23 protein-coding genes are annotated in these 24,986 nt (G+C 57.3%); 11 read left to right on the forward strand and 12 right to left on the reverse strand.

What is annotated here, in order from left to right:
* Positions 1-266: 266 nt before the first annotated feature.
* The 3 genes from Q1B46_RS05195 to Q1B46_RS05205 form a co-directional block, all read right to left on the reverse strand.
* Positions 267-1,706, reverse strand: a complete 1,440-nt coding sequence (locus Q1B46_RS05195) for an amidase family protein (RefSeq protein ID WP_299945486.1) — start codon at positions 1,704-1,706, stop codon at positions 267-269.
* 179 nt (positions 1,707-1,885) lie between these two features.
* On the reverse strand, positions 1,886-3,775 hold the full coding sequence (gene prpE, locus Q1B46_RS05200) for a propionate-CoA ligase PrpE (RefSeq protein WP_299945489.1): 1,890 nt from the start codon (positions 3,773-3,775) through the stop codon (positions 1,886-1,888).
* A 273-nt stretch (positions 3,776-4,048) separates the two neighbouring features.
* On the reverse strand, positions 4,049-6,322 hold the full coding sequence (locus tag Q1B46_RS05205) for an NADP-dependent malic enzyme (protein WP_299945492.1): 2,274 nt from the start codon (positions 6,320-6,322) through the stop codon (positions 4,049-4,051).
* Positions 6,323-6,519: 197 nt separating this feature from the next.
* On the opposite strand from Q1B46_RS05205, the gene Q1B46_RS05210 reads away from it, so the two are divergent.
* The 7 genes from Q1B46_RS05210 (at position 6,520) to upp (ending at position 12,912) form a co-directional block, all read left to right on the forward strand.
* Entirely contained in the window at positions 6,520-7,224 is a 705-nt protein-coding gene (locus Q1B46_RS05210; protein WP_299945495.1) for a hypothetical protein, read from the forward strand.
* Positions 7,187-8,290, forward strand: coding sequence for a cupin domain-containing protein (locus Q1B46_RS05215; protein ID WP_299945498.1), 1,104 nt, complete (start codon positions 7,187-7,189; stop codon positions 8,288-8,290). Before Q1B46_RS05210 ends, Q1B46_RS05215 begins: the two co-directional genes overlap by 38 nt.
* Before the next feature lie 97 nt (positions 8,291-8,387).
* Complete coding sequence (locus Q1B46_RS05220; protein WP_299945501.1) at positions 8,388-8,780, forward strand: cytidine deaminase; 393 nt, start codon at positions 8,388-8,390, stop codon at positions 8,778-8,780.
* Positions 8,781-8,784: 4 nt separating this feature from the next.
* A complete protein-coding gene (locus Q1B46_RS05225) occupies positions 8,785-10,092 on the forward strand; it encodes a thymidine phosphorylase (RefSeq protein ID WP_299945504.1) in 1,308 nt (435 codons plus the stop codon).
* Positions 10,089-11,300 (forward strand): phosphopentomutase, encoded by a 1,212-nt coding sequence (locus Q1B46_RS05230; protein ID WP_299945507.1) that lies wholly within the window; start codon positions 10,089-10,091, stop codon positions 11,298-11,300. The genes Q1B46_RS05225 and Q1B46_RS05230 overlap by 4 nt, the downstream gene beginning before the upstream one ends.
* Positions 11,297-12,283: an adenosine deaminase gene (locus Q1B46_RS05235; RefSeq protein ID WP_299945510.1), complete on the forward strand. Its 987-nt coding sequence runs from the start codon at positions 11,297-11,299 to the stop codon at positions 12,281-12,283. Before Q1B46_RS05230 ends, Q1B46_RS05235 begins: the two co-directional genes overlap by 4 nt.
* On the forward strand, positions 12,280-12,912 hold the full coding sequence (gene upp / locus Q1B46_RS05240; RefSeq protein WP_299664007.1) for a uracil phosphoribosyltransferase: 633 nt from the start codon (positions 12,280-12,282) through the stop codon (positions 12,910-12,912). The genes Q1B46_RS05235 and upp overlap by 4 nt, the downstream gene beginning before the upstream one ends.
* Before the next feature lie 3 nt (positions 12,913-12,915).
* Here upp and Q1B46_RS05245 read toward each other — a convergent pair whose 3' ends face one another.
* Entirely contained in the window at positions 12,916-13,929 is a 1,014-nt protein-coding gene (locus Q1B46_RS05245; RefSeq protein ID WP_299945514.1) for a hypothetical protein, read from the reverse strand.
* A gap of 143 nt (positions 13,930-14,072) precedes the next feature.
* Between Q1B46_RS05245 and Q1B46_RS05250 the strand changes: the two genes are divergently transcribed.
* Together Q1B46_RS05250 and Q1B46_RS05255 are read left to right on the forward strand one after the other, a co-directional pair.
* Positions 14,073-15,005 carry a DMT family transporter gene (locus Q1B46_RS05250; RefSeq protein WP_299945517.1) on the forward strand — a complete coding sequence of 311 codons (933 nt, stop codon included), beginning with the start codon at positions 14,073-14,075 and terminating at the stop codon, positions 15,003-15,005.
* A 282-nt stretch (positions 15,006-15,287) separates the two neighbouring features.
* The gene (locus Q1B46_RS05255) at positions 15,288-15,983 is read left to right on the forward strand and encodes a Hint domain-containing protein (protein ID WP_299945520.1); all 696 of its coding nucleotides are present in this window, start codon (positions 15,288-15,290) and stop codon (positions 15,981-15,983) included.
* Positions 15,984-16,039: 56 nt separating this feature from the next.
* On the opposite strand, the gene Q1B46_RS05260 is transcribed toward Q1B46_RS05255, so the two are convergent.
* The 8 genes from Q1B46_RS05260 to Q1B46_RS05295 all read right to left on the reverse strand — a co-directional run bounded on the left by Q1B46_RS05260 (position 16,040) and on the right by Q1B46_RS05295 (position 23,929).
* Positions 16,040-18,241, reverse strand: coding sequence for a 3-hydroxyacyl-CoA dehydrogenase NAD-binding domain-containing protein (locus tag Q1B46_RS05260; protein ID WP_299945525.1), 2,202 nt, complete (start codon positions 18,239-18,241; stop codon positions 16,040-16,042).
* Positions 18,234-18,722: a cupin domain-containing protein gene (locus Q1B46_RS05265; RefSeq protein ID WP_299945527.1), complete on the reverse strand. Its 489-nt coding sequence runs from the start codon at positions 18,720-18,722 to the stop codon at positions 18,234-18,236. The genes Q1B46_RS05260 and Q1B46_RS05265 overlap by 8 nt, the downstream gene beginning before the upstream one ends.
* A complete protein-coding gene (locus Q1B46_RS05270) occupies positions 18,722-19,933 on the reverse strand; it encodes an acetyl-CoA C-acetyltransferase (protein WP_299945529.1) in 1,212 nt (403 codons plus the stop codon). The genes Q1B46_RS05265 and Q1B46_RS05270 overlap by 1 nt, the downstream gene beginning before the upstream one ends.
* A 12-nt stretch (positions 19,934-19,945) precedes the next feature.
* On the reverse strand, positions 19,946-20,584 hold the full coding sequence (locus Q1B46_RS05275; RefSeq protein WP_299945531.1) for a glutathione S-transferase: 639 nt from the start codon (positions 20,582-20,584) through the stop codon (positions 19,946-19,948).
* 315 nt (positions 20,585-20,899) lie between these two features.
* Positions 20,900-21,112: a hypothetical protein gene (locus Q1B46_RS05280; RefSeq protein ID WP_299945533.1), complete on the reverse strand. Its 213-nt coding sequence runs from the start codon at positions 21,110-21,112 to the stop codon at positions 20,900-20,902.
* Between the two features lie 53 nt (positions 21,113-21,165).
* Positions 21,166-22,947, reverse strand: a complete 1,782-nt coding sequence (locus Q1B46_RS05285) for an acyl-CoA dehydrogenase C-terminal domain-containing protein (RefSeq protein ID WP_299945536.1) — start codon at positions 22,945-22,947, stop codon at positions 21,166-21,168.
* Positions 22,948-22,984: 37 nt separating this feature from the next.
* A complete protein-coding gene (locus Q1B46_RS05290) occupies positions 22,985-23,386 on the reverse strand; it encodes a MerR family DNA-binding transcriptional regulator (RefSeq protein ID WP_039536426.1) in 402 nt (133 codons plus the stop codon).
* Between the two features lie 174 nt (positions 23,387-23,560).
* Positions 23,561-23,929 (reverse strand): MerR family DNA-binding transcriptional regulator, encoded by a 369-nt coding sequence (locus tag Q1B46_RS05295; RefSeq protein WP_299945539.1) that lies wholly within the window; start codon positions 23,927-23,929, stop codon positions 23,561-23,563.
* Positions 23,930-24,046: 117 nt separating this feature from the next.
* Between Q1B46_RS05295 and Q1B46_RS05300 the strand changes: the two genes are divergently transcribed.
* Together Q1B46_RS05300 and Q1B46_RS05305 are read left to right on the forward strand one after the other, a co-directional pair.
* Positions 24,047-24,466 (forward strand): PaaI family thioesterase, encoded by a 420-nt coding sequence (locus Q1B46_RS05300; RefSeq protein WP_299663990.1) that lies wholly within the window; start codon positions 24,047-24,049, stop codon positions 24,464-24,466.
* Position 24,467: 1 nt separating this feature from the next.
* Positions 24,468-24,986 (forward strand): PaaI family thioesterase, encoded by a 519-nt coding sequence (locus Q1B46_RS05305; RefSeq protein WP_299945541.1) that lies wholly within the window; start codon positions 24,468-24,470, stop codon positions 24,984-24,986.

Raw genomic sequence — 24,986 nt, forward strand, 5'->3', positions numbered from 1 at the left:
GAGCGATTTTCCGAAATTCCTGTCGCTTGTGTGAACCAGTTCACAGGCGCTGAGATAACGGTTTGTTAACTTCAGCTTACCCGGAGATCACGCCAAAGTGGAAGTGAGTGGCCACTTAACGGTGTTTTCGATTGATTGCGCAGTTTACGCGCTGGCGAGTGTGGGTGGTGCTACGCTCGTCTTCTGAAATCCGGGCATATTTTAGTATGCGGACCCCGGGCACAAAACCCCGGGGTCTATTTTTGTCAGGCTTAGTAACAGGTATCTCAGGCCAAAACTCCCATACGATCCCACAGAATCGGTGCCATCTGTCCAACGCGTTCCTCGACAGCGGCAGCGGCGTCCACAGCCATGTCTTCGCGCCAACGTCGGGCGGCGATCTGAATGTTGATAGGTTGCGGCCCATTGGGCAATTCGGCAAGGCGCGCGGGAATGCTGGCAGCTGGCAGTCCCAGAAAATTCATTGCATAGGAATACACTGCACAACCCAACACCTCATGAACGCCTTCCGCGCCTTCGGTGTCGCGATCGGGTTTGAAGAACGGTTGCGGCAGGAAGGGGGACAGGACCAGCGGATAGTCCTGCATGAACAGCGACCATTCGCGCGCATATTGGCTTCGTTGCGCCAGCGCCCTGATCAGATCGTCGCCGACGATGGGTGAGAATTCCTGAAAATAGATCTCGAAAATATCTCGGATTGTTTGCGATCCGGCGGCTTCGATATCACCCTTCATCAGGGTTAGTACTTCACCCATTAGCGCGCGGTAACCGACGCGTCCGCATTCAAAGACATCCGGTGGATCGATCTCTTCAACGTGGTATCCCGCATCAATCAGCGCGTCCCGTGCAGTATCAAGCGCTTTGTTCACTTCAGGGTGCAAGGCATAGCCGAACGTATTTTTGGTGAAAGCAACCTTGATGGGACCATCCGGTTCTGCGCCACGCCACGGCATCGGTACGTGGAACGGGTCACGTAGGTCCGGCGCGATTAGGCAGGGCATCGACAAGTGCAGGTCTTTCGCCGTCCGCGAAATAAGCCCTTGTACAGACATCGATTGCGCCAGCATTCCACGCTCAACCTTTTGGCTGGGGTTCCAGGCTGGCACGCGGCCGAGCCCAGGTTTTACCGTAACTGCACCGTTGGCTGCAGCCGGAAAACGCAGGCTGCCGCCGATGTCGTTGCCATGACCCAGCGCACCAATGCCTGCCATAACGGCAGCCCCCGCACCTCCTGACGAGCCACCAGGCGAGATATGGCGGCCCCACGGGTTATGCGTGCGCCCATAAAGCGGGTTATCCGTGTCGGCGCGAAACGAAAATTCGGGCGTGTTCGTGCGCCCGATCACGATGGCCCCAGCGTTTTGAAGGTTTGCAACCACCGGCGCATCGTCAGGGGCGATCATGTGCTTCAGGGCGGTCACCCCGTTGGTGGTGGCATGCCCTTTCTGATCGACGTTAACCTTGATCGTCACCGGAACACCGTGCAGCGGGCCAATGGGCGCTCCATCACGGCGCGCTTGATCAAGCGCACTTGCGCGCTCTAACGCGTCTGCTCCCAGATCTTCCACCACCGCGTTCAGGTTGGGATTTACCTGATGCATCCGCTCCAAAGTGTCTTGAATAACCTCCTCCGCGCTCAGATCGCCTGTGCGTGTCAACGCGGCCAGTTCTGTTGCGCCAAGACGCCAGATGTCGCCATTTGCCATGCTCGTCCTCCTTGTTTCAACCTGAGGCGAGGGAAGGCCAATGACAAGCCCCGACACAGCAAATGGGTCCGCCCTTCATCTGGCCAAAAATACCTCGGAGCGAGAGGCAGAGCCTCGCACCAGCGCGTCAGCGCAAATCGAGGGCGCCGTAAGGCGCGCCTTTGATTTGTACGTTGAAATTACTGCGCGTAACCGATGCTCTGCAGGGCCAGAGTAATCTCGTCCAAGATGATCGGATCATCGATCGTGGCGGGCATTTTGTATTCCTTGCCATCAGCAATCGACACCATCGTCCCGCGCAGGATTTTGCCCGAACGGGTCTTGGGTAGCCGATCCACAACAACCGCCTTCTTAAACGCAGCAACAGGGCCGATCTTGTCACGGACCATCTTGACCACATCCGTCACAACATCCTCGTGGCTGCAATCGGAACCGGCATTCAGGCATAGGAACCCAACCGGCATCTGACCTTTGAGCTGATCCGATACGCCGATCACGGCACATTCTGCCACATCGGGATGGGCGGCCAGCACCTCTTCCATCCCGCCGGTTGACAAGCGATGACCTGCGACATTGATCACATCATCGGTGCGGGCCATGATGTAAAGGTATCCATCCTCATCAATCATGCCTGCATCGCCGGTTTCGTAATAACCGGGGAAATGTTCCAGATACGATTTTTTGAACCGAGATTCGGCATTCCAAAGTGTCGGTAATGTGCCCGGCGGCAAAGGAAGTTTAACTGCGATAGCCCCCAATTCACCGGGTTTCATCGGATGGCCACCTTCATCCAGAATCTGAACGTCATAGCCCGGCATGGGTTTTGCCGGAGATCCCAGTTTCACTGGCAATTCCTCGATCCCAAGCGGGTTGCCAGCGATGGTCCAGCCTGTTTCGGTTTGCCACCAATGATCGATAACCGGGACGTTCAGTGCATCTTGAGCCCAGACAATTGTATCAGGGTCGGCCCGTTCACCTGCAAGATACAGCGCCTTCAGGCAGGACAGGTCGTATTCTGCCATCAACTCGGCCTTAGGGTCTTCGCGTTTCACGGCACGGATGGCAGTCGGGGCAGTGAAGAAGCTCTTGACCTTGTGCTCGGAAATTACGCGCCAGAAGGTTCCGGCATCGGGGGTGCCAACGGGCTTGCCCTCAAACACAATCGTCGTGTTCCCGTGGATCAACGGAGCGTAGCAGATATAGGAATGTCCCACGACCCAACCGACATCCGAGGCGGCCCAGAAAACATCGCCCGGATCGACGTTGTAGATGTTTTTCATCGTCCAGTTCAGCGCGACCAAATGGCCTGCTGTGGGTCGCACAACGCCCTTAGGGGCACCGGTGGTGCCGGAAGTATAGAGGATATAGGCCGGATCATTGCCGCTGACTGGCACACATTCGGCAGGCTTTGTTCCATACTGGAAACCATGCCAGTTGACGTCGCGCCCCTCGATCAGTTGTGCGACCTCTTGTTCGCGTTGGAAGATCACGCAAAACTCGGGCTTGTGGCTTGCAAGATCGATGGCCCCGTCAAGCAAGGGCTTGTAATGGACAACACGACCGGGCTCCATCCCGCAAGAGGCGGCGATAATCGCCTTGGGTTTTGCGTCATCGATCCGCACCGCCAGTTCATTGCTGGCAAAACCGCCAAATACAACTGAATGCACAGCACCTAACCGGGCACAGGCCAGCATTGCCTCCAGCGCTTCGGGGATCATCGGCATATAGATGATGACCCGGTCCCCTTTTTCGACGCCCTTCTCCCTAAGCGCGCCGGCCAGATTGGCGACCCGGTTGCGCAGTTCGACATATGAGATTTCGCGTTTGGTGTGGGTTATGGGGCTGTCATAGATGATCGCGGTCTGCTCACCGCGTCCGTTTTCCACATGCCGATCAACTGCGTTCCAGCAGGTGTTGACCTTGGCATCGCGGTACCATTCGTATAGAGGCGCATTGTCGTCAAAGAGCGCTTTGCTGGGTGCCTTGACCCAATCGATCCCTTTGGCGGCCTCCATCCAGAATGCTTCGGGGTCGTTCTTCCAGCTCTCGTAGACGTCCTGATATGCCATGATGGCCTCCTCACATATCTCTCGCAATATGTGTTAGGCATCGTATGGAGTTCGAGCAAGCGATGCGAATTACGGCGCGTCAGTTTATCGCGAAATCTTTGCAAAACCTTTCAAAATGGCTTGCAAATTTTTGCAAATTCATCGGTGGAGCTGATCTTTAGGTATCTGCGACCACCATTTTGCAAATCTGCAAACTTCAGCTGCAAAAATGACAACGCTAACAGAATCAAAACGGGCACCTGATCCAGTGCCCGCTTGTGCCAGTCTTCTGGCTTATCCGTAATGTGCCACAGGTGTTCCGGCGATTGCTGCCATGTTCAACAATCCTCTGGCCGTGATAGACGGTGTCACGATATGGGCCTTGTTTCCCATCCCCATGAGGATTGGTCCAACTTCCAACCCATCTGCCTTCATCTTCAGGATATTGCGCACACCGCTGGCTGCATCCGCATGGGCGAATATCAGGACATTTGCAGCACCTTCCAGGCGGGAGTTTGGGAAGATACGCGCGCGCAATTCTGGATCAAGGGCCAGATCCAGGTTCATTTCGCCCTCATAACTGAAATCTCGGGGTTCGGAATCGAGTATTTCAAGCGCAGCCCGAAGGCGTTTGCCGGATCCTTCAGCTTGGTTGCCGAATTGCGATTGCGAACAGAATGCGATCTTTGCGTCCAGTCCGAACCGCCGAACGTGACGGGCGGCCCCTATGGTGGATTCGGCCAGTTCCTCTGGTGTTGGCAATTGCCTTACATGCGTGTCCGCAATGAACAAAGGGCCATCTTCCAGGATCATCAGTGAAAGCGCGCCATGTGGACGCAAACCCCCATCATCCAGAACCTGTTCAACATAATTAAGATGCCAACGGTATTCACCGAACGTGCCGCAGATCATGCTGTCGGCTTCGCCGCGATGCACCATGATTGCTGCAATGGCGGTATTGTTGGTGCGCATGATGGCTTTGGCCAGATCCGGAGTGACCCCCCGCCGCTGCATGATCTGATGGTACGAGCTCCAGTAGTCGTAATAGCGAGGATCGTCCTGAGGGTTCACGATCTGGAAGTCTTGACCTGGCCGGACTGTCAGGCCCAACCTTTCGCACCGTGCGTTGATAACATCCGGCCGGCCGATCAGGATCGGAGTTTCCGTGGTTTCTTCCAATATTGCCTGCGCAGCCCGCAAAACACGCTCGTCCTCGCCTTCTGCAAAAACGATCCTGCGGGATGCGACAGCGGCAGCTTCAAATACAGGCCGCATCAACAGCGCAGATTTAAACACGCTCTGGTTCAAGCGCTCCTTATAGGCTTCGAGGTCATCAATTGGCCGTTTTGCAACTCCGCTCTTCATGGCGGCCTGCGCAACCGCTGACGACACAACCCCCACCAGGCGCGGATCGAAGGGTTTGGGGATCAGATAATCTGGCCCAAAAGTCAGTTGTTCACCCTTGTAGGCCGCAGCGGCCTCGGCGCTGGTTGTCGCGCGGGCCATATCGGCGATGCCATCGACACAGGCGATCTGCATCTCGTCATTGATTTCAGTCGCACCGACATCCAGCGCGCCCCGGAAGATAAACGGAAAGCACAATACGTTGTTCACCTGATTTGGAAAATCGCTGCGGCCAGTGGCGATGATGGCATCAGGAGCAACTTCGCGCGCTGTTTGAGGCAGGATCTCGGGCGTAGGATTGGCCAGCGCAAAGATGATCGGAGTTTTGGCCATCTTCTCAACCATTTCGGGCTTGAGCACGTTTGGCCCGCTCAGCCCCAGAAACAGGTCGGCATCTGGGATCACATCGTCCAATGTGCGCAGGTCGGTTTTCTGCGCAAATTGGTCTTTGTGTGGGTTCATATCCTCGGCGCGGCCTTCATAGACCAGCCCGCGTATGTCACACAGCCAGATATTTTCGCGTTTGACACCAAGCTTCACCAACATGCTGAGGCAGGCAATCCCGGCTGCGCCACCACCGGTGGACACAACTTTGATATCCTCAAATTTCTTGCCCGCCACATGCAGGGCATTTTTTGTAGCAGCGCCAACGACGATGGCGGTACCGTGCTGATCGTCGTGGAAGACCGGGATATTCATCCGTTCCCGGCACAGTTTTTCGACGATAAAACAATCCGGTGCCTTAATGTCTTCAAGGTTGATGGCACCAAAGGTCGGCTCGAGCGCGCAGACGATATCCGCCAGTTTCTCGGGATCAGGCTGATCCACCTCGATATCGAAACAGTCGATGCCTGCGAACTTTTTGAACAGGACGGCCTTGCCTTCCATCACGGGCTTGGAGGCCAATGCACCGATATTACCCAGCCCCAGAACCGCAGTACCATTTGAGACAACGGCGACCAGGTTGCCACGCGCCGTATATTTCTCGGCATTGGCGGCATCAGCCTTTATCTCAAGACTGGCTTCGGCAACACCTGGCGAATAGGCCCGCGCTAGGTCCCGGCCATTTGCCATCGGTTTGGTGGCCCTGATCTCAAGTTTTCCGGGTTTTGGATGGGCGTGATAGTCAAGCGCGGCCTGTCGCAGGTTCGGTGTGTCAGACATCGGCAATTCAACTCCGTTCCAGAATTTGTTTGATGGTTAAACTATTTCTCAGCGCTTGGCTATGCCACCTCAGGCAACTGCTGAAGACAACCTTCACGGATACTTTAGAGAGACGCTGGTTGAGATTTGTTACATAGTTTTTTATGTACAGCCAATTCCGGGGCACCCAAAGGACACTAGAAGCTGCGAATGTCATCATGAGTTATGAAGACAAAGCTTGTGCGGACGCGCAATTTTCCAACCCCTCGGTGGGGCTTGGCCCCAATCAGGTTGCCCTGTTTGTCGGGCTTTCTCTGGCAGTTTCATTTCTTTGCGTGGTCATGATCTGGCCCATGCCAGCTGCCGCCTTCAACCACGAGGGCGGGCTGATCGAGACGATTTCAGCAGCTGCATTGTTCCTTGCCGGACTTGTCGCTCTGATGCGTTACCGAGGTATCTCGCGGCTGTATATTGCACTGGTGTGCCTGCTATTGGCCGAGCGCGAATTGGAAGCGGATGTGTACACGGAAGGCCGCCTGCCTTTTATAATCCTTGATGCGCTTGATACGCTGCTGGATGTGACTGCAGTACGAGTTGTCCTGACAGTGATTATCCTGGGCGGCATTCTTTGGCATGGGATACCAAACAGCATACGGGCCTTCAAAATTCGCGCGCCTTTTCTGAAGATTTTTTTCTTGGCCGGAAGTGTCGCTGTGTTGGCACAACTTCTCGAAGAGCTCAGCGGAATCTTCGATGAAAGCCTTTCGGTCGAGATGGCCGTGCGTCTGTTTGTGATGGAAGAAACGCTGGAAATGTACTTTTCAATTGGCATTTTGGCCGCCGTTCTGATCGGATGGCCAAAATCCAATTCCGAAGAGAAACAGTATGACCAGCAATCCCGGCGAAATCCTGACGCGCGCTGAAATCCGCCTGCCAACGCAGGAGCTCCGCAACGATATCCCGTTTTACACCAAAGTGTTGGGGATGCGAATGGATATGATCTATCCGGCGGATGATCCACGGGTTGCCGTGTTCTCCGGCCACGGTCTGCGCCTGCGGATCGAGAAGGATGCGCCTGAAGAACCGGGAACGCTGCGGATTTTGACCTCAAACCCGGACGATTTTGCCGATGGCCAGCATCGCCTGACGGCACCAAACGGCACCCGGATCGAGATCGAGGATTTGAACCCGCCCATGGTGATGCCGGACACGGTTCATTCGTTCGTCGTTCGCAGGCTTAAGGATCAGGCGCCGTGGATCATCGGTCGGGCGGGAATGCATTATCGCGATCTGGTGCCAGATCGGCTTGGGGGCTCGATCATCGCGAGCCATATCCGCATACCCGATGGCGGTCCGGTGCCGGATATGGTTCATTTTCACAAGGTTGGGTTTCAACTGATCTTCTGCATCCACGGCTGGGTCGATGTCGTCTATGAGGATCAGGGTGACAGGCTGCGTCTGACGGCCGGGGATTGCTTTATCCAGCCACCGGAAATCCGCCACCGGGTGCTTGAGGCATCGGACAACGTGCAGGTGATCGAGATCGGCGTTCCGGCCGAGCACGTCACGGAAATCGACCACCAAATGGATCTTCCCACGCCGCATTATCGCCCAGACCGGGAATGGCAGGGCCAGCGGTTTGTCTACAATCAGGCCAAGGACGCAGACTGGGTGTCGTTCCGTCTGCCGGGCTATATCTGCCGCGACACCACCATTGCCGAGAATACCAAGGGCGTCGCGGGCGTGCAGGTCGTGCGCCGCGGTCAGGGACAGTCCGAATGGGCCAGCCACGATACGGATATCCACTTTACTTTCGTCATGGACGGGGAAGTGACGCTGGAGGGTGAGGGGAGAGAGCCTTATCGGTTGGAGCAAGGCGACGCCTTTGTCATTCCGCCCGGAATGCGAACCCGGCTGTCTGACCCGTCTGACGATGTCGAACTGCTGGAAGTTACACTGCCCGGAACATTCAACACGACGCTGGGTTAAAGACCGGTGGATATCCGCGCCCGGGGGCTTCAAATTCCCGGGTGCTTTCATTTAGGGTAGGGCATTCTGACCAAGTGATCAAAAACTGGGAATCGTCATGTCTTTGAAAGATGCTGCTTTGGCTGTTCGGGAAAATGCCCATGCGCCGTATTCGAATTTCAAGGTAGGGGCGGCGATCCGCTCGGGTTCGGGCGCGGTTTACACAGGTTGTAATGTCGAGAATGTGGCCTATCCCGAAGGGACCTGTGCCGAAGCGGGTGCAATTGCCGCCATGGTGGCAGCTGGCGACACAGAACTGACCGAAGTTTACGTTGTTGCAAGCAGTGCGCAACCGGTGCCCCCGTGCGGAGGATGCCGCCAGAAGCTGGCCGAGTTCGGGAAGGGCGAAGTGGTCGTGACCATGGCTACTGCTGACGGTCTGGAAACCAGAACCACAATCGCTGATCTTTTGCCCGGCGCATTTGGCGCTGCGCATATGACGGACACCTGACCAGATGGACGCGCGTTCTATTATCGCCAAGTTGCGCCGCCACAAAGTACCGACACAGGCCGAGTTGCACTGGTTTGCTCAGGGACTGGCGGATGGCGGCGTCAGTGACGCGCAGGCGGGGGCCTTTGCCATGGCGGTTTGCATGGGTGGGCTGGGCGCGCAGGGTCGGGCTGATCTGACTGTTGCCATGCGTGACAGTGGCGAAGTACTGACTTGGGATGTGGATGGCCCGGTGATCGACAAGCACTCGACCGGTGGGGTCGGTGATTGCGTCAGCCTTGTACTCGCCCCGGCGCTGGCGGAATGCGGGGCCTATGTTCCGATGATTTCGGGCCGGGGGCTGGGCCATACCGGTGGTACGCTTGATAAGCTCGAGGCGATCCCCGGCGTCACGACACAGGTCGGGCAGGCGCGGTTGGCGCAGATCCTAGATGAGGTCGGGGCCGCCATTGTTGGTGCGACCGGTCAGATCGCCCCTGCAGATAAGCGGCTTTATGCGGTGCGGGATGTGACGGCGACGGTGGAAAGTCTCGATTTGATTACCGCATCGATCCTGTCCAAAAAGCTGGCCGCCAGCCCCGATGCACTGGTGCTGGACGTCAAGGTGGGCAGCGGCGCGTTCATGAAAACACTTGATGATGCGCGCGGGCTGGCGCAGGCGTTGGTCGAGACCGCAAATGCGGCTGGTTGCCGGACCTCGGCAGTGATCACCGATATGAACCAACCTTTGGCCCCGGCGCTGGGTAATGCGCTGGAAGTGGCTGAGGTCATGAAAGTTATGACCAGTGGGCAGACTTCGCCCTTGGCCGAAATTTCTGCCGAACTGGGCGGCGTGTTGATGGCGGATGCGGGCATGTGTGTGTCGGCTGAAGAAGGTCGGGCAAAGATCGCTGAGGTGATCCGAGATGGCCGGGCCGCCGAACGGTTCGGTCGTATGATGGCAGCCGTCGGAGGCCCAGTACATTTCGTCGATACCTGGGCGCGGTTCCTGCCTGAAGCCAGCGTTATTCAAGAAGTACCTGCGCCGCGCGACGGGTATATCTCAGCCATAAATGGTGAGGCGCTGGGCCTGATCGTGGTCGCATTAGGTGGTGGACGGCAGGTCGAAAGTGATGAGATCGACCCGGCGGTTGGATTGTCGGGCATCTTGCGATTGGGTCAGCACGTCCAGAAAGGCGCACCTTTGGCCGTGGTCCACGCCGCGCGCGAAGATGCGGCGCGACTGGCGTCCGAGGCGGTGCTGAATGCGATATCGCTCAGCGATGCGCCTGTAGATCAACCGCCGCATGTGCACGAAAGGATCAGCGCATGAGCCGCGCCTTTCTTGTCGTGATGGATTCAGTTGGTATCGGCGGCGCGCCGGATGCCGACCAGTTCTATAACGGCACCACGCCTGATACTAGTGCGAACACGGTGGCCCATATTGCCCAGGCATGTGCCGCAGGGCGCGCGGAAGATGGGCGCTCGGGACCGCTGCATCTGCCCAATCTGGATGCGCTTGGACTTGGCGCTGCGACGCGCTTGGCTTCAGGTGCGCCAACACCGGGGCTAGAGGCAGAGCCGCAGGGTCGATGGGGCTGCGCGCGTGAACATTCACCGGGTAAGGATACGCCTTCAGGGCATTGGGAACTGGCGGGTTTGCCTGTGCCGTGGGACTGGCATTATTTCCCGGATGGTCAGCCTGCGTTTCCCGAAACGCTGAGCGTTGCTGCCGCAGAAGCGGCGGGGACCGAAGGTATATTGGGCAATTGCCACGCCTCGGGTACGGCGATAATTGCCGAATTGGGCGCGGAGCATATGAGGACCGGCTGGCCGATCTGCTATACGTCTGCCGACAGCGTGTTCCAGATTGCGGCGCATGAAGATAGCTTTGGCCTTGATCGTTTGCTGGATATGTGCAGGGCACTTGCGCCTCGATTACATGAGATGAAGGTTGGTCGCGTAATCGCGCGACCTTTCATCGGATCACCTGAGACGGGATTTACCCGGACCACCAACCGCAAGGACTTTGCCATCGTCCCACCGGCACCCGTACTGACAAATTGGGTGCAGGACGCAGGCCGCAGCGTACATGCCGTGGGCAAGATCGGTGATATCCTTTCGATGCAGGGGATCGACACGCTGCACAAAGGTTCGGACGCTGAATTGATGGGCCATCTGTCCGACCTTGTGGACAAGGCTAACGATGGCAGCCTGACTTTCGCCAATTTCGTGGAATTTGACAGCCTTTATGGCCATCGCCGGGACATCAGCGGCTATGCCCGCGCGTTAGAGTGGTTCGACCGTGAGATTGGCAAGATCGTGCAAAAACTGCACCCCGGGGACCTGTTGCTGCTGACCGCAGATCACGGTAATGACCCTAGCTGGACCGGCACGGACCACACGCGTGAACAAGTGCCAGTACTGATTGCGGGGCAAGGTTCGGGCGGGATTGGCTGTGTCAACTTCGCCGACGTTGCCACCAGCATCGCACACCACCTGAACATCCCGGCGCAAGGGCCGGGGCGGAGTTTTCTATGACCGTGGCCGACTTGCCCAAGATCGAACTGCACCTGCATCACGAAGGCGCTGCACCTCCGGCTTTCATCCGTCAGCTCGCGCATGAAAAGCGCGTGGATCTGAGCCGTATCTTCAAATCCGATGGCTCTTACGATTTTCGCAATTTTGCCCATTTCCTCAGTGTTTATGAGGCCGCTTGCGAAGTTCTGAAGTCGCCAGAAGATTTCCGCCGCCTGACACTGGCCATTCTGGAAGAGAGCGCTGCCAACGGTGTCGTGTACTCTGAAACCTTCCTAAGTCCTGACTTTTGTGGCGGTGGTGATTTGCTGGCGTGGAAAGATTACCTGACGGCGATCCAGGACGCAGCCGATGAGGCCGAGCGCAAGTTTGGTATTACCCTGCGCGGTGTTGTGACCTGCGTGCGCCATTTCGGGCCGGAACAGGCCAAGCGCAGCGCCCATTGTGCAGCTGAAACTGCGGGGGAATGGATCACGGGCTTTGGTATGGGCGGTAACGAAGCCGTTGGAGCGCAGGGTGATTTCAAATGGGCGTTCGAGTGCGCACGCGAGGCTGGCTTGCGGTTGACCACACATGCGGGCGAGTTCGGCGGCCCCGAAAGTGTACGCGACGCTGTCCGTGATCTGGGGGTTGAGCGTGTGGGACATGGTGTCCGGGCCATTGAGGACCCGGATCTTGTGCATGAGCTGGTCGACCGGGGCATCACGCTAGAGGTTTGTCCGGGATCAAACGTGGTTCTGGGCCTGTTTCCCGATTTCGCCGCCCATCCGATTGCAAAACTGCGCGATGCAGGCGTAAAGGTCACGGTGTCCACCGACGATCCGCCGTTTTTCCATACCACGATGCGGCGCGAATATGAGATGCTGGGCGCGGCATTCGGCTGGCAGGTCGAAGATTTTGCAGCCTTGAATGAAACGGCCCTGAACGCGGCCTTTTGCGATGAAGAGACCCGCGCGCGGGTCAAGAAAAGACTGGAGACATCATGAGCGATCACCTGACCGTCGTCGACCACCCGCTGGTGCAGCACAAACTGACGCTCATGCGGGACAAGGGTACCTCGACCGCCGTGTTCCGGCAGTTGCTGCGCGAGATCACGCTGCTGCTGGCTTATGAGGTCACACGCGAGATGCAATTGACCACGCGCCACATCGAAACTCCGATGGAAGAGATGGACGCGCCCATTCTGGCGGGTAAGAAACTGGCTTTGGTTTCGATCTTGCGGGCTGGAAACGGCATGCTGGACGGGGTGTTGGAACTGATCCCATCGGCCCGCGTTGGGTTCGTGGGGCTTTACCGGGACGAAGAGACGTTGAAACCGGTTCAGTATTATTTCAAAGCGCCCGAAGGGCTGAAGGATCGTTTGGTCATTGCCGTTGACCCGATGCTGGCCACGGGCAACAGCTCGGCTGCGGCGATTGATCTGCTGAAAGAGCAGGGTGCGACAGATATCCGCTTTCTCTGCCTGCTGGCCGCTCCGGAAGGCGTGGCGCGCATGAAAGAGGCACACCCTGATGTCAAGATCGTCACGGCAGCGCTGGACCGAGAGTTGAACTCCAAGGGCTATATCATGCCGGGGCTTGGGGATGCCGGGGACCGGATGTTCGGAACCAAATAGGCGCTACTGACCGCAGATATTCTGCAGCCGGACCCAATCGCGGTCCGGCAATACCTGTTCCAATGTGCGGCCCGCCATTGGATCGGCTTCAATCAAGCCAAGCACCGACTCACCCGTTATATCAAGCGCATAGGCATAGGGTGTCGAAGGCAGCGCGGCCTGCGCGAACACCGCCAGAAGATCGCCATCATCAAGCTGCGGCTGAGGGCCAGACAGGACCTCTTCGGTGTAAGTGTCCACGATCTTGGGTGTCAACTCTCCGGTGGTTAGTAGCCGAAATGCAGCAGTTGGGCCCGTTCGGTTCAACAGGTCATCCAACGGATCCTGCTGTGTTGCGCGCGCGCGCGCGGCAATCACGTACCCTGCTGCAACGGCGGGGTCTTCGTGATCCTCTACCAAGGCCCGATTCAGTAGGACTGTACCCCCCGGCAAGCTCAGACTGTCCGGCAGACCTGCAGGAAGAATCACAATTTTGCGGACTCCGGTGCGCCGCGCCAACCGATCCAATGAATCCAGGGCATCTGGAGATGAACAGGCCTTGCCCGAGACCCTTTCGATCCGCTGCAGGATCGTATCGCCAATCTCTTGCCGCTTAACCTCGGGTACTACGGCAACGACGTGGCGCTGCAAGGCACCGGGCAGCCACAGTAATAGAACCGCAACAACCGCAATCAAGACACCTGCAACGCTGAGCCAGCGTAAACGTCCGGGATGCGGTCTGGCGCGGTCGATGGCGCGTTGCAGACGGTCAATCGCATCAATCATGGTGGTTTCCGATTGCGCGAGTTCCAGCGTTTCGCCTGGATCACCATCTGGATTGAATACCGCAGGAAAAGCTCCGGGGTTCTGTCGCTCTAACGCGGCCAGTGACCAGTGGGTGAGGGCGCTGTCATTGAAATCCGAGATCGTCAGGGTGGCTTCGCCAATCGAGACCACAACCTCGCGCCGTTGCGCATTCGGCGAGGGGCGCCACAGACCGGTGGCTTCGATCCGCTGATACTGTTTAAGTGCGGTCATGAGGTAATGCTGCTCGAGTATTATTTTGACCTGAGTCTAGCATGTTGAATTCCAACGGCGCAAACCTGTTGGACAGGGTTCCGGAAATATGCTGACTGTGCCGTGCCGGGATAACCGAAATTGCAACAAAGGTGGGCGTACAGGTGGAACAAAACAAATCCGCATTTTACGCGTCCATGCTGATGATCGGTGCGATGGCAATTATCGGGGTCATCGACAACTATGTGATTCGTCTGGCCGAGATCATCGGGCTTTGGCAATTCCACCTGAGCCGCGCCCTGTTGATGCTGCCGCTGATTGTCTGCTTGTCGCTGCTGGGCTTGGGCAGTCTCAGGCCGCGCCGTTTTGGCGTAGTCGCGCTGCGCAGCATCCTGTTCACGTTTGCGATGCTGTTCTATTTCAGTGCATTGGCGTTGATGCCGATTGCGCAAGCGTTGGCCGGATTGTTTACATCACCAATCTTTGTGCTGATCATATCGGCCCTGTTCCTAAAGCAAAATATCGGCCCTTGGAGGATTACCGCAGCCCTGTTGGGCTTTGCCGGTATCCTTTGTGTGCTGCAACCCGACCCTCAGGCCTTTGACGTTAGAACCCTGCTGCCAGTGGCCGGTGGGTTTTGCTATGCGCTGAGTGCGGTTGTGACGCGTGCATATTGTTCCAACGAAAGCACCGTCGCGTTGCTGGCCGGATTGGTTGTGACGCTCGCCATCGCGGGGGCAGTGGGGTTGATCTGGCTGGCGCTTTTCCCGGTTGAGGTTCCGACGGGACCAGATGGTTTTGTAATGCGCGGCTGGGTCTGGCCCATGCACGATGCCTTATTTTGGGTCGTGGTGCAGGCGGTCTTTTCCACGATTGCGGTCTTTATGTTGATCAAAGCCTATCAACTGGGCGAGCCGTCATATGTCGCTGTGTTCGAATACTCAGTCATGATCTTTGGGCCTCTGTTTGGCTGGGTGGCCCTGGGGCAGTCAGTTGGTGCGATGCAGATCATTGGAATTGCGATGATCGCAACAGCCGGGGTTTTGCTGGGCTGGAGAGAGCGTCAATTGCAATCAAGGCAATCGCAGGCGGGCTGACAGCGGGCAGGAATCGGAATTGCTGGCTGGGCTCGTTTCTCAGAAGTGGTCAAATGCGTCTTCATACACGGCTTTGTTCATAGATTTCCGGCGAAACGTGTCAAAGTTGACCCAATTTCGCCGCAAATGTGGCAAAACTAAGCCCCTTTGAGGCACATAGGTTTCACCCTTCTGAATTGTTTGAAGGTGCCAAAAGGGGGAAGGCACGTGTTAGAAGTAGTGAGTGTTTCGGGGTATTCGAAACAAAAAGACAGAGGCCTGAGGGCCTTTTCGGGGACAGCTGTGTCAGTGCGTCGTGGGGGCCTGCTGCACGGAACCAAGGTTGCAACAACCAGCGGTTGGAAACCGGTTGAAAGACTGGTCGCAGGTGATCTGGTGCGAACACTGGATCATGGCTTTTGCGAGCTCAGACGCGCCAGCGTCGACCGTATCGTTGTTCCCGAGGATGAGCGACGGGCCGAGCATCTGCCGGTGCTTGTCCCGTCGCGCGCGGCCTACAACGGACGGCCCGTCTGGTTGATGCCTGAACAGGGCATGGCGCTGGATCAGGGAAAGCTGGGGCTGGGGGTCGAGGGGATATCAATCGTGCCCGCCCGCATGCTCAGCGGTGTGGCGCAGTTGCAATCTCGGGCACCGGCCCAAACCTTTGATGTCACGTCATTGTTTTTTGATGACGATGAAGTTGTCTTTATTGAGGGTGGTTTTCAGGCCTATTGTCCGGCGGGCAGGATGACTGGTGCTGCAGGTGCGACTGGCACCTATCAGGTTGCTGACGCCGAGGATGCCGATCTGCTGATCGACGCGGTTGCGATCAAGGGTGATATATCGCCCCTCGCGAACCCGTTGGGCGCACTGCCTGCGCCGGTCCCACAGGATCCGATTTTCCCGATACGTCCACAGGTCGGAGTGCGACGCCCGGGGCGTCCGGGCAGACCCGACGTCCCAGCACTGTTTCTGCGGCCTGAATGGCAGAACTGACCCGTCGTTAGGAAAAACAATGCAGGCGCATGGTATCACGCGCCTGCATCAATCGACTACGCGGCTTTTGCTTCGGGTGAGAAGCGCCCGTAAAAGCTCTGCCCTTTATCCGCCATCTCGCGTAGCAGCGCCGGGCAGGTGAAACGCTCGCCATAGGCTTCGGCCAGTTGATCGCAGCGTTCAGCGGCATAAGGCGTGCCGATGATGTCGAGCCAGCTGAGCGGACCGCCCGACCAAGGTGCAAAGCCCCAGCCAAGGATCGCGCCCACGTCGCCTTCGCGGATATCTTCCAGAACGCCTTCTTCCAGCGCGCGAACCGCTTCAAGAACCTGTGCGAACATCAGACGTTCCTGCACTTCGATCAGGTCAGGCTGGTTTTCAGCCAACGGGTATTTCTGCTGTAGCCCTTTCCAGTACTCGACGCGTTTTCCTTTCTCGTCATAGTCGAAGAAGCCAGCATTGGCCTTGCGACCCAAGCGACCCTGTTCTTCCATCCAGAAGATCAAATCATCCGAGGGGCTTTCGGGATAGTCATCTCCCATCGCCGCTTTTGTGGCCCGCGCGATTTTGGCACCAAGATCAATCGAGGTCTCATCCGTCAACTGGATCGGTCCCACCGGGAAGCCCAACTGGCGCGCGGCATTGTCAATCAGAACGGGGCTGACGCCCTCGGTGATCATACGCGCACCCTCGTTGATGTAGGGAATGATGCAGCGGTTGGCATAGAAAAAGCGCGCATCGTTGACCACGATTGGCGTCTTCCGGATTTGACGCACATAGTCCAGCGCCTTGGCAACCGCACGATCGCCAGTTTCGCGGCCCTTAATGATCTCGACCAGGAACATCTTTTCAACTGGTGAGAAGAAGTGGATGCCAATGAATTGCTCGGGCCGCACGCTGGCCTTTGCCAAATCAGTGATCGGCAGGGTCGAGGTGTTCGAGGCAAAGATGCAATCCTCAGGGATGATCGCCTCGACCTTCTTGGTCATCTCGGCCTTCACGCTCGGGTCTTCGAACACGGCCTCGATGATCAGATCACAGCCTTTCAGGTGATCCAGATCCGAGGTCGCGGTAATTTGGCCCAGCATGGCCTCTTTCTTTTCAGGCGTTGCTTTGCCGCGCTTGATGCCCTTGTCCATGTAGCTTTCGCTATAGGCCTTGCCCTTGTCGGCAGCTTCTTGATCACGGTCGATTAGAACGACCTCCATCCCAGCTTGTGCCGAGACCAAGGCGATACCGGCCCCCATCATGCCCGCGCCCAGAACGCCGATCTTCTTGACCCGCTGGTCGGGCACATCCTTGGGCCGTACGGCACCTTTCTCCAGCGCCTCCTTGTTCAGGAACAGCGACCGGATCATCGCCGAGGACGAAGGGTTCATCAGGACATTGGTAAACCAGCGGGCTTCGATCTTCAGGGCGGTGTCGAAGTCAACCAGCGCGCCTTCGTAGATCGAACTCAGCAACGCTTTGGCTGCCGGGAACGCGCCTTGGGTCTTGCCGTTGACCATGGCACTTGCACCGACAAAGGTCATGAAACCAGCGGGGTGGTACGGCGCGCCGCCGGGCATCTTGTAGCCCTTGGCATCCCACGGTTTGACTAAATCGGCATCCTTGGCGTTCAGAACCCACTCTTTCGCCGCGGCGACTGGATCGTCTGACACAGCGTCGATCAGTTGTGCGCCCTTAGCCTTGGCCGGGTCCATCATCTTGCCCTCCAGCAGGACCGGGGCGGCGGCCATCGCACCAACCATACGGCTGTAGCGCATGGTGCCACCGCCACCGGGAAAGATACCCAGCATAATCTCTGGCAAACCGATCTTGGCTTTCGGATTGTTGGTCATGACACGGTGATGGCAGGCCAGCGCGATCTCGGTTCCGATCCCGGCGCAGGTGCCATTGATGGCACAAGCCACTGGCTTGCCGCCTTTCTTGGATTTGGGGTCCATCCCAGCCAACTCAAGTTTGCGCAGGATGTGGTGGCCACTCATGACGAAATCGAACAGAGCTTGCGCCGGTTCATCCCCAGCTTCCTGACGGATCGTGGCCAGTGTGCTCAGGTCCATGCCACCCGCAAACGAGCCTTCTTTGCCGCTGGTGATGACGATGCCTTTGATCTCATCATCCGCCAGTGCCTGATCGATCAGTTCACCGACCAGAGTAAAGGCCTCGCGGGATAGGACGTTCATGGATTTACCCGGGACATCCCAAGTGATGAATGCAACGCCGTCCGCGTCTTTGCTCAGAGTGAAATCAGTCATTGTCTTCTCCAATCTGATCAGCCGTCAGCGGGCTGCCATCCTTGCGGGTGAAGGCGAAACCGTCGGGGTTAAACTTCACCATCATATCTAAGTCGCTGTAATAGCCGGTCTCGGTCGGGGTCCGTGTGCCCACCACTAGGAAGGTCACAGGCGCATCGGTTTTGTTCACTAGGTGATGTCCATTGGCTTCACCGGCAGGCCAGGCAGCGCAATCGCCGGGCTGCATTTCGTGCTCACCATCATCGTCGATCAGCGTACAGGTGCCGCTTAGCATGATGGCGAACTCATCCTGCTCCATGTGGTAATGGCGCAGCGAAGATAGGCCGCCCGGCTCAAGCCGCACGATGTTGACGCCAAATTGCGTCAAACCGTTCGCATCGCCCAAGGGCTGGACGTAACGGTCGTCGCCTGCTTTCGCAAGCTTGCCGGGATAGCCTGAACCGTTCCGAAACGGGATTTGAGAAAGATCGATCTTGGGCATCAGACGCGCTCGATAATCGTTGCCGCACCCATGCCGGATGCGATGCACAGCGTGGCCAGACCAGTTTCTTTGTCCTGACGCTCAAGCTCATCCAGCAGTGTGCCGATAATCATCGCTCCGGTTGCGCCCAGCGGGTGCCCCATCGCGATAGACCCGCCGTTAACGTTTACCAGAGCCGGATCAACATCGAACGCCTGCTGGAACCGCAGCACGACCGAGGCGAAAGCTTCGTTCACTTCGAACAGGTCCAGATCGCTGATCTTCATACCATTGTCGGCGAGGATCTTCTTGGTCACCGGCACTGGGCCAGTCAGCATGATGGTCGGATCTGTACCGATCTTGGCGGTCGCTTTGATACGTGCGCGGGGCTTCAGGCCGTACTTCTCACCGAATTCCTTGTTGCCGATCAGAACCGCAGCAGCACCATCCACGATGCCCGAGCTGTTGCCCGCATGGTGGATGTGGTTGATCCGCTCCAGATGCGGGTACTTGATCATCGCCACCTTGTCGAAGCCCGGCATCTGTTCACCCATCATTGCGAATGACGGATTCAGTGCGCCAAGCGACTGCATGTCTGTACCGGGGCGCATGTATTCATCACGGTCCAAAATGGACAGGCCGTTCTGATCCTTCACGGTAATGACCGATTTGTCGAAGCGGCCTTCTTCCCAGGCTTTGGCTGCACGTTTTTGCGATTCTACCGCCAGCGCGTCGGCGTCATCCCGGTTGAATCCGTACTCGGTTGCGATGATATCAGCCGAAATACCTTGCGGGACGAAATAGGTGTCCATCGCCAGTGTCGGATCGACCGCAATCGCAGCGCCATCGCTGCCCATGGCCACGCGGCCCATCATCTCGACACCGCCCGCGATGTAGGCTTCGCCTGCGCCACCTTTGACCTGGTTTGCGGCCAAGTTCACGGCCTCCATACCCGAGGCGCAGAAACGGTTAATTGCCAGACCGGGGATCGATTGGTCAAGATCCGAGGCCAGAACAGCTGAGCGTGCAAGACAGCCGCCCTGTTCCATCACCTGGGTGACGTTGCCCCAGATCACATCCTCGACGGCGTGACCTTCCAGGTTGTTGCGTTCTTTCATCGCGTTCAGGGTCAGGGCGGACAAGCGCACCGAGGTCACCTCGTGCAGGCTGCCATCCTTGCGGCCCTTGCCGCGCGGGGTGCGCAAGGCGTCATAGATATAGGCTTCGGTCATGGGGTCTTCTCCTTAAGCTCGATCCGACGGTCTGCCGGGCATCAGGTCATAGGGGGGTTTCCAACCGGGCTGTTCGCTGAGGCGCGTCAACCAGGTGTCAATATGGGGCCAGTCGGCGCGATCAAAGCCGAACGGTTCGGGGTAATAAAGGTAACCGCAGCAGCTTATGTCGGCATTGGTTACACCGTCGCCTACAATCCAGTCGCGGCCATCGAGGTGGGTGTTCAGCGTTTGATACGCCGCTTTAAGCCGTCCTTGATTGAAGGCAATGACGTCCGGGTTTCGGTGTTTTTCCGGAAGGAAATTGATCAGGAAACGGGTCAATCCGGCCATCGAGCTAAGCTTGTGGTTGTCCCACAGAACCCATCTGAAAATCTCGTAATTCTCATCGCGATCCTTGCCGCCGAATTTTCCCGATTTCTCGGTGACATAGGCCTGAATTGCACCCGATTGGCTGGTGCGGAAATCGCCATCAATCAGGAGCGGGGCTTCGCCCATTTCGTTCATTTCGGCGCGAAATTCTGGGGTTCGGGTCTCGCCGTTGAAAAAATCCACGAAGACTGGCTCCCAATCAAGACCAGACATCTCCAGCGCCAGTGCCGCCTTGTACGAGTTTCCGCTTTCTCCGAAGCAATGAAGTTTGATGGTCATGTGATCACCCCTCCCGTGGTGTATGTGGCTAGGTTGGTAATTCCGTATTTGAAACGAGAAGAAGGGCAGGTTGCACGTCTTCCCCGTAACGGTTTCTTAAGGTTAATGCTGTTTTTGTCCTCTTGCGGTACAGGCTGCCGAGCCGATGACCGCACGAGGAGAAGCCCCGCCGTCCCGGCTGAGTGCCACCTAGTGAGATCAGTACCCGGATGGCGGGGTGGACGTACGTCCGTTTCTTCTTCTTGTTCCAAATACGGCCGCCGGAGGCGGAAAAAGCGGGCCTCAATGGCGCGCCGTCTGTTTGGTATTCCAGCTTCACCGCTTTCGCGCCTCTAGTTCTGAATTGAAGATCCGCAGTCTGTGCGTCAGATTCTCCTCATCGATTACACTGTTGAAATTTTCGAACAGAAACGAAAGAGCCTCACCTTCATCCAGCCCGGCGTCGCGCGCGAAGCCGCGCAGCTTGCGATACCCGTCCTCGGTCATGGCGACAGGAAATCGTCGGGTCAGGCGAAATCGTTTTGGCATCTTGTCTCCTCCGTCGCTGGGCTCGGGTTATGACGCCCGAACCCACAGTGAGATCAGAAGCTCGCAGCGTCCAGTGCCATTACTGTGTCCGCTCCTGTTTGAATGCGCGCCAGATGCATCGCAGTCGCGGGCAGGCGGCGCGCCATATAGAACTGACCCGTTTTGATCTTGGTCTCGTAGAACTCTTTGTCCGAGGCACCACCGTCCAACGCGTCCTGAGCGGCCTTGGCCATCTGCGCCCACATCAGCCCCAGGCAGACATGGCCGAACATGTGCATGAAATCATACGAGCCGGACAGAGCGTTGTTTGGGTTCTTCATGCCTTCCTGCATGAAATACATGCCAGCGGCTTGCAGGTCTTTGGACGCGGCCTTTAGTGGTTCGATAAAGGCCTTGTCATAGACTTCGTCCTTGCCACCGTTTTCCTTGCAGAAGGTTTTTATCATCTCGAAGAACGCCATGACGTGCTTGCCGCCATCTTGGGCGAGCTTGCGGCCCACAAGATCCAGCGCCTGAACCCCATTGGCCCCTTCGTAGATCATCGCGATACGGGCATCGCGGGTGTATTGCGACATGCCCCATTCTTCGATGTAGCCGTGGCCACCATAAACCTGCTGCGCCTGAACGGTCATGTCGTAGCCTTCGTCCGTCAGGAAGCCCTTGATGACCGGCGTCAGCAGTGAGATCAGCCCGTCCGCGTCCTTGTCGCCCGAACGGTGCGCCTTGTCGATCATGATCGCACCCCACAGGATGAACGCGCGCGCGCCTTCGGTAAAGCTTTTCTGATCCATCAGGTTACGACGGATGTCCGGGTGAACGATCAGCGGATCGGCAGGGCCATCTGGGTTTTTGACACCAGTCACATCGCGACCCTGCAGACGGTCCTTGGCGTATTCAACGGCGTTTTGATATGCGGCTTCGGCCTGTGACAGGCCTTGCATGCCAACTCCCAGACGCGCTTCGTTCATCATGGTGAACATGGCGCGCATGCCTTTGTGTTCGTCGCCCAGCAGCCAGCCGGTGGCTTCGTCATAGTTCATGACACAGGTCGAGTTGCCGTGGATGCCCATCTTTTCTTCGATCTTGCCGACAGAAACACCGTTGCGTTCACCCGGGGTGCCGTCCTCGTTGACAATGAACTTGGGCACGATGAACAACGATACGCCTTTGATGCCCTCGGGTCCGCCGGGGATTTTGGCCAGCACCAGGTGGATGATGTTATTGGCCATGTCGTGGTCGCCAGCCGAGATAAAGATTTTCTGGCCAGAGATTTTGTAGCTACCATCGCCTTGCGGTTCCGCCTTGGTGCGCATCAGGCCCAGATCGGTGCCGCAATGCGGTTCCGTCAGGTTCATGGTGCCGGTCCACTCGCAGCTGACCATGTTTGGTAGGTACTTATTTTTTTGCTCGTCGGTTCCGTGCGCCAAGATCGCCGAGGCCGCGCCGTGGGTCAGGCCTTGGTACATTACAAACGCTTGGTTTGCGCCCGAGAACATCTCGCCCACGGCAGTTCCCATCACGTAGGGCATGTTCTGGCCGCCATACTCTTCCGGCATGTCGAGGCCAGGCCAGCCGCCTTCTTTCATCTGCTCGAAGGCGTCTTTGAAACCAGTCGGGGTGTACACAATGCCGTTTTCCAACCGGCACCCTTCGGTGTCGCCCACAACATTCAGCGGGTGCAGAACATTGGTGGCGACTTTGCCGGCTTCTTCCAGAACAGCGCCGGTGAATTCGGCCTCCAGTTCGTCATAGCCGGGGATGTCCGACTGTGAGACTTTCAGAACGTCGTGCAGAATGAACTGCATGTCTTTGGTTGGCGCGTTGTAGACGGGCATGTGAAACTCCCTTAATTCATATGTCCGGAGGTCGGCCTTATTCAGCCGCCTTCTTTTCCTGTTTCATCGAGGCGATAACCTTCTCGCCCCAGCGCAACTGCTCTTTCAGTTCGTCGATGGCCTGCGTCAGTTCTTCGCGGCGCGATTCCATGTCTGCCAGACGTTCGCACGCGATCTCATAAGTGCGGGACATCTGGGTCAGCTGCTGGTCACCCACGTGATACAAGTCCAGAAGCTGGCGGATTTCTTCGAGGCTAAAGCCAAAGCGCTTGCCGCGTAGGATCAATTTCAGGCGCGCGCGGTCCCGTTTGGTGAACAGGCGCTTCTGGCCCTCGCGGATCGGAAACAAAAGCTCTTTGGCCTCGTAGAACCGCAAAGTGCGGGGCGTGACATCATATGTCTCGCACATCTCGCGGATGGTCAGCAGATCTTCGGTCATGGTTCAAACTCTCATCACTGGCGTCATGCAGATTGAGTTGCGCAGTTGATGAGCGTTTTACAACACACAAGTGACGTTTACGTAATGTGGACGCTGCGTCACAAACAGGTTGACGTAACATCCGATCGCGTAAGGGGAGGTTTTTGGCAATTTTCTTGCCGCAAGGGAAGGTGCCTACTTTAACAGTTCAGCCGTTTGGTCGCGCAATTGCTGAAGCGCATCCATCGCCTCATCCAGCTGCGTGCGTTGCTGGCGCAGTTCTTCCATCTGGCGATCTGCCATCTCGATGAAGGTCGCCATCTGTGCCTGATTGCCTTTGTCTTCGTAGATCAGCAGCCACTGCCGAATCTCTTCCAGAGGAAATCCAAACTTGCGGCCGCGCAGGATCAGTTTCATTCGCGCGCACTCGCGTGGTCCGTAAAACCGTGATCGGCCTTCGCGGTCGGGTTGCAGCAATTCGATGTATTCGTAATAGCGCAAGGTGCGCGGGGTCACGTCGAACTCGGCGCACATTTCTTTGAATGACAAACGGGTGTCGGACATTCGGGGTCTCCTTGGCAGCAACCTAGGTCGTCGTTGCGGCAAGCGCAACAGGTGGGCTTGCCCTTGGCGCAAACGCAAGCCCATAAAGGGGCAGATACAAGAACAGGACCCAACCCCATGGTCGATAAGACAGTTTTAGCGCGGCAATTCATCGAGGCGATTCCACACGCCAAAGCCTTGGGGCTTGATCTGACCCATATCGGAGAAGGCGAGGCGGAAATCTCGATGCCCTATAACGAACAACTGATCGGTGATCCACGCACCGGAGTGATCCATGGCGGTGCGGTCTCGGCGATGCTGGACACCTGCTGTGGCGCTGCCGTGATGAGCCATCCATCAGCGCCCGGCGGGACGGCCACCATTGATCTGCGCATTGATTATATGCGGGCGGCGACACCGGGACAAAGCATCCGGACCCGCGCCACCTGCTATCACATCACCCGCAACGTGGCTTTCGTTCGCGCGACGGCGACGGATGACGATGGGGATCGCCCGGTTGCGACCGCATCAGGTGCATTTACCGTGGAAGGTCGCTGAGATGGCGCGTCCCCGTCCTGAACCTATGCAATTGGTCAAACAACGCCGTGACGCCGCGCTGACGGCGCTGGTTGAAGGCGTGCCGTATATTCAATTCCTCAACATCACCTTTGATCGGCGCGGGGATGAGCTGACCGGAGTGCTGAATTTTGATGACAAGCTGATCGGCAACCCGTTCCTGCCCGCCATTCATGGCGGGGTGACGGCAGCGTTCCTTGAAGTCACCGCTGTAATCACGCTGAGTTGGGAGCATATGTTCCCAAGGATCGAGAGCGGCGAGATTGGTGCCGATGATATTCTGACGGATGAGAATATCCGGTTCCCGAAGACAATTGATTTCACTGTCGACTACCTGCGGTCCGGGTTACCGCGTGATGCCTATGCGCGTGCCTTTATCAACCGATCGGGTCGTCGCTATGCTTCGGTCAGGGTCGAGGCATGGCAGGACAATCACGCCAAACTGTTTGCCCAGGGCACGGGGCATTTCCTGATGCCGCAATCTCCGACATCCAAGGCGTGA

Origin of the sequence: uncultured Ruegeria sp., from assembly GCF_947500045.1 — a bacterium.
Lineage (GTDB): Bacteria > Pseudomonadota > Alphaproteobacteria > Rhodobacterales > Rhodobacteraceae > Ruegeria.

Bases quoted from the DNA above. Each gene is read 5' to 3' on its own strand.
- Q1B46_RS05195 (WP_299945486.1), bottom strand. From the start codon at position 1,706: ATGGCAAATGGCGACATCTGGCGTCTTGGCGCAACAGAACTGGCCGCG.
- prpE (WP_299945489.1), bottom strand. From the start codon at position 3,775: ATGGCATATCAGGACGTCTACGAGAGCTGGAAGAACGACCCCGAAGCA.
- Q1B46_RS05205 (WP_299945492.1), bottom strand. From the start codon at position 6,322: ATGTCTGACACACCGAACCTGCGACAGGCCGCGCTTGACTATCACGCC.
- Q1B46_RS05210 (WP_299945495.1), top strand. From the start codon at position 6,520: ATGAGTTATGAAGACAAAGCTTGTGCGGACGCGCAATTTTCCAACCCC.
- Q1B46_RS05215 (WP_299945498.1), top strand. From the start codon at position 7,187: ATGACCAGCAATCCCGGCGAAATCCTGACGCGCGCTGAAATCCGCCTG.
- Q1B46_RS05220 (WP_299945501.1), top strand. From the start codon at position 8,388: ATGTCTTTGAAAGATGCTGCTTTGGCTGTTCGGGAAAATGCCCATGCG.
- Q1B46_RS05225 (WP_299945504.1), top strand. From the start codon at position 8,785: ATGGACGCGCGTTCTATTATCGCCAAGTTGCGCCGCCACAAAGTACCG.
- Q1B46_RS05230 (WP_299945507.1), top strand. From the start codon at position 10,089: ATGAGCCGCGCCTTTCTTGTCGTGATGGATTCAGTTGGTATCGGCGGC.
- Q1B46_RS05235 (WP_299945510.1), top strand. From the start codon at position 11,297: ATGACCGTGGCCGACTTGCCCAAGATCGAACTGCACCTGCATCACGAA.
- upp (WP_299664007.1), top strand. From the start codon at position 12,280: ATGAGCGATCACCTGACCGTCGTCGACCACCCGCTGGTGCAGCACAAA.
- Q1B46_RS05245 (WP_299945514.1), bottom strand. From the start codon at position 13,929: ATGACCGCACTTAAACAGTATCAGCGGATCGAAGCCACCGGTCTGTGG.
- Q1B46_RS05260 (WP_299945525.1), bottom strand. From the start codon at position 18,241: ATGACTGATTTCACTCTGAGCAAAGACGCGGACGGCGTTGCATTCATC.
- Q1B46_RS05265 (WP_299945527.1), bottom strand. From the start codon at position 18,722: ATGCCCAAGATCGATCTTTCTCAAATCCCGTTTCGGAACGGTTCAGGC.
- Q1B46_RS05270 (WP_299945529.1), bottom strand. From the start codon at position 19,933: ATGACCGAAGCCTATATCTATGACGCCTTGCGCACCCCGCGCGGCAAG.
- Q1B46_RS05275 (WP_299945531.1), bottom strand. From the start codon at position 20,584: ATGACCATCAAACTTCATTGCTTCGGAGAAAGCGGAAACTCGTACAAG.
- Q1B46_RS05280 (WP_299945533.1), bottom strand. From the start codon at position 21,112: ATGCCAAAACGATTTCGCCTGACCCGACGATTTCCTGTCGCCATGACC.
- Q1B46_RS05285 (WP_299945536.1), bottom strand. From the start codon at position 22,947: ATGCCCGTCTACAACGCGCCAACCAAAGACATGCAGTTCATTCTGCAC.
- Q1B46_RS05290 (WP_039536426.1), bottom strand. From the start codon at position 23,386: ATGACCGAAGATCTGCTGACCATCCGCGAGATGTGCGAGACATATGAT.
- Q1B46_RS05295 (WP_299945539.1), bottom strand. From the start codon at position 23,929: ATGTCCGACACCCGTTTGTCATTCAAAGAAATGTGCGCCGAGTTCGAC.
- Q1B46_RS05300 (WP_299663990.1), top strand. From the start codon at position 24,047: ATGGTCGATAAGACAGTTTTAGCGCGGCAATTCATCGAGGCGATTCCA.
- Q1B46_RS05305 (WP_299945541.1), top strand. From the start codon at position 24,468: ATGGCGCGTCCCCGTCCTGAACCTATGCAATTGGTCAAACAACGCCGT.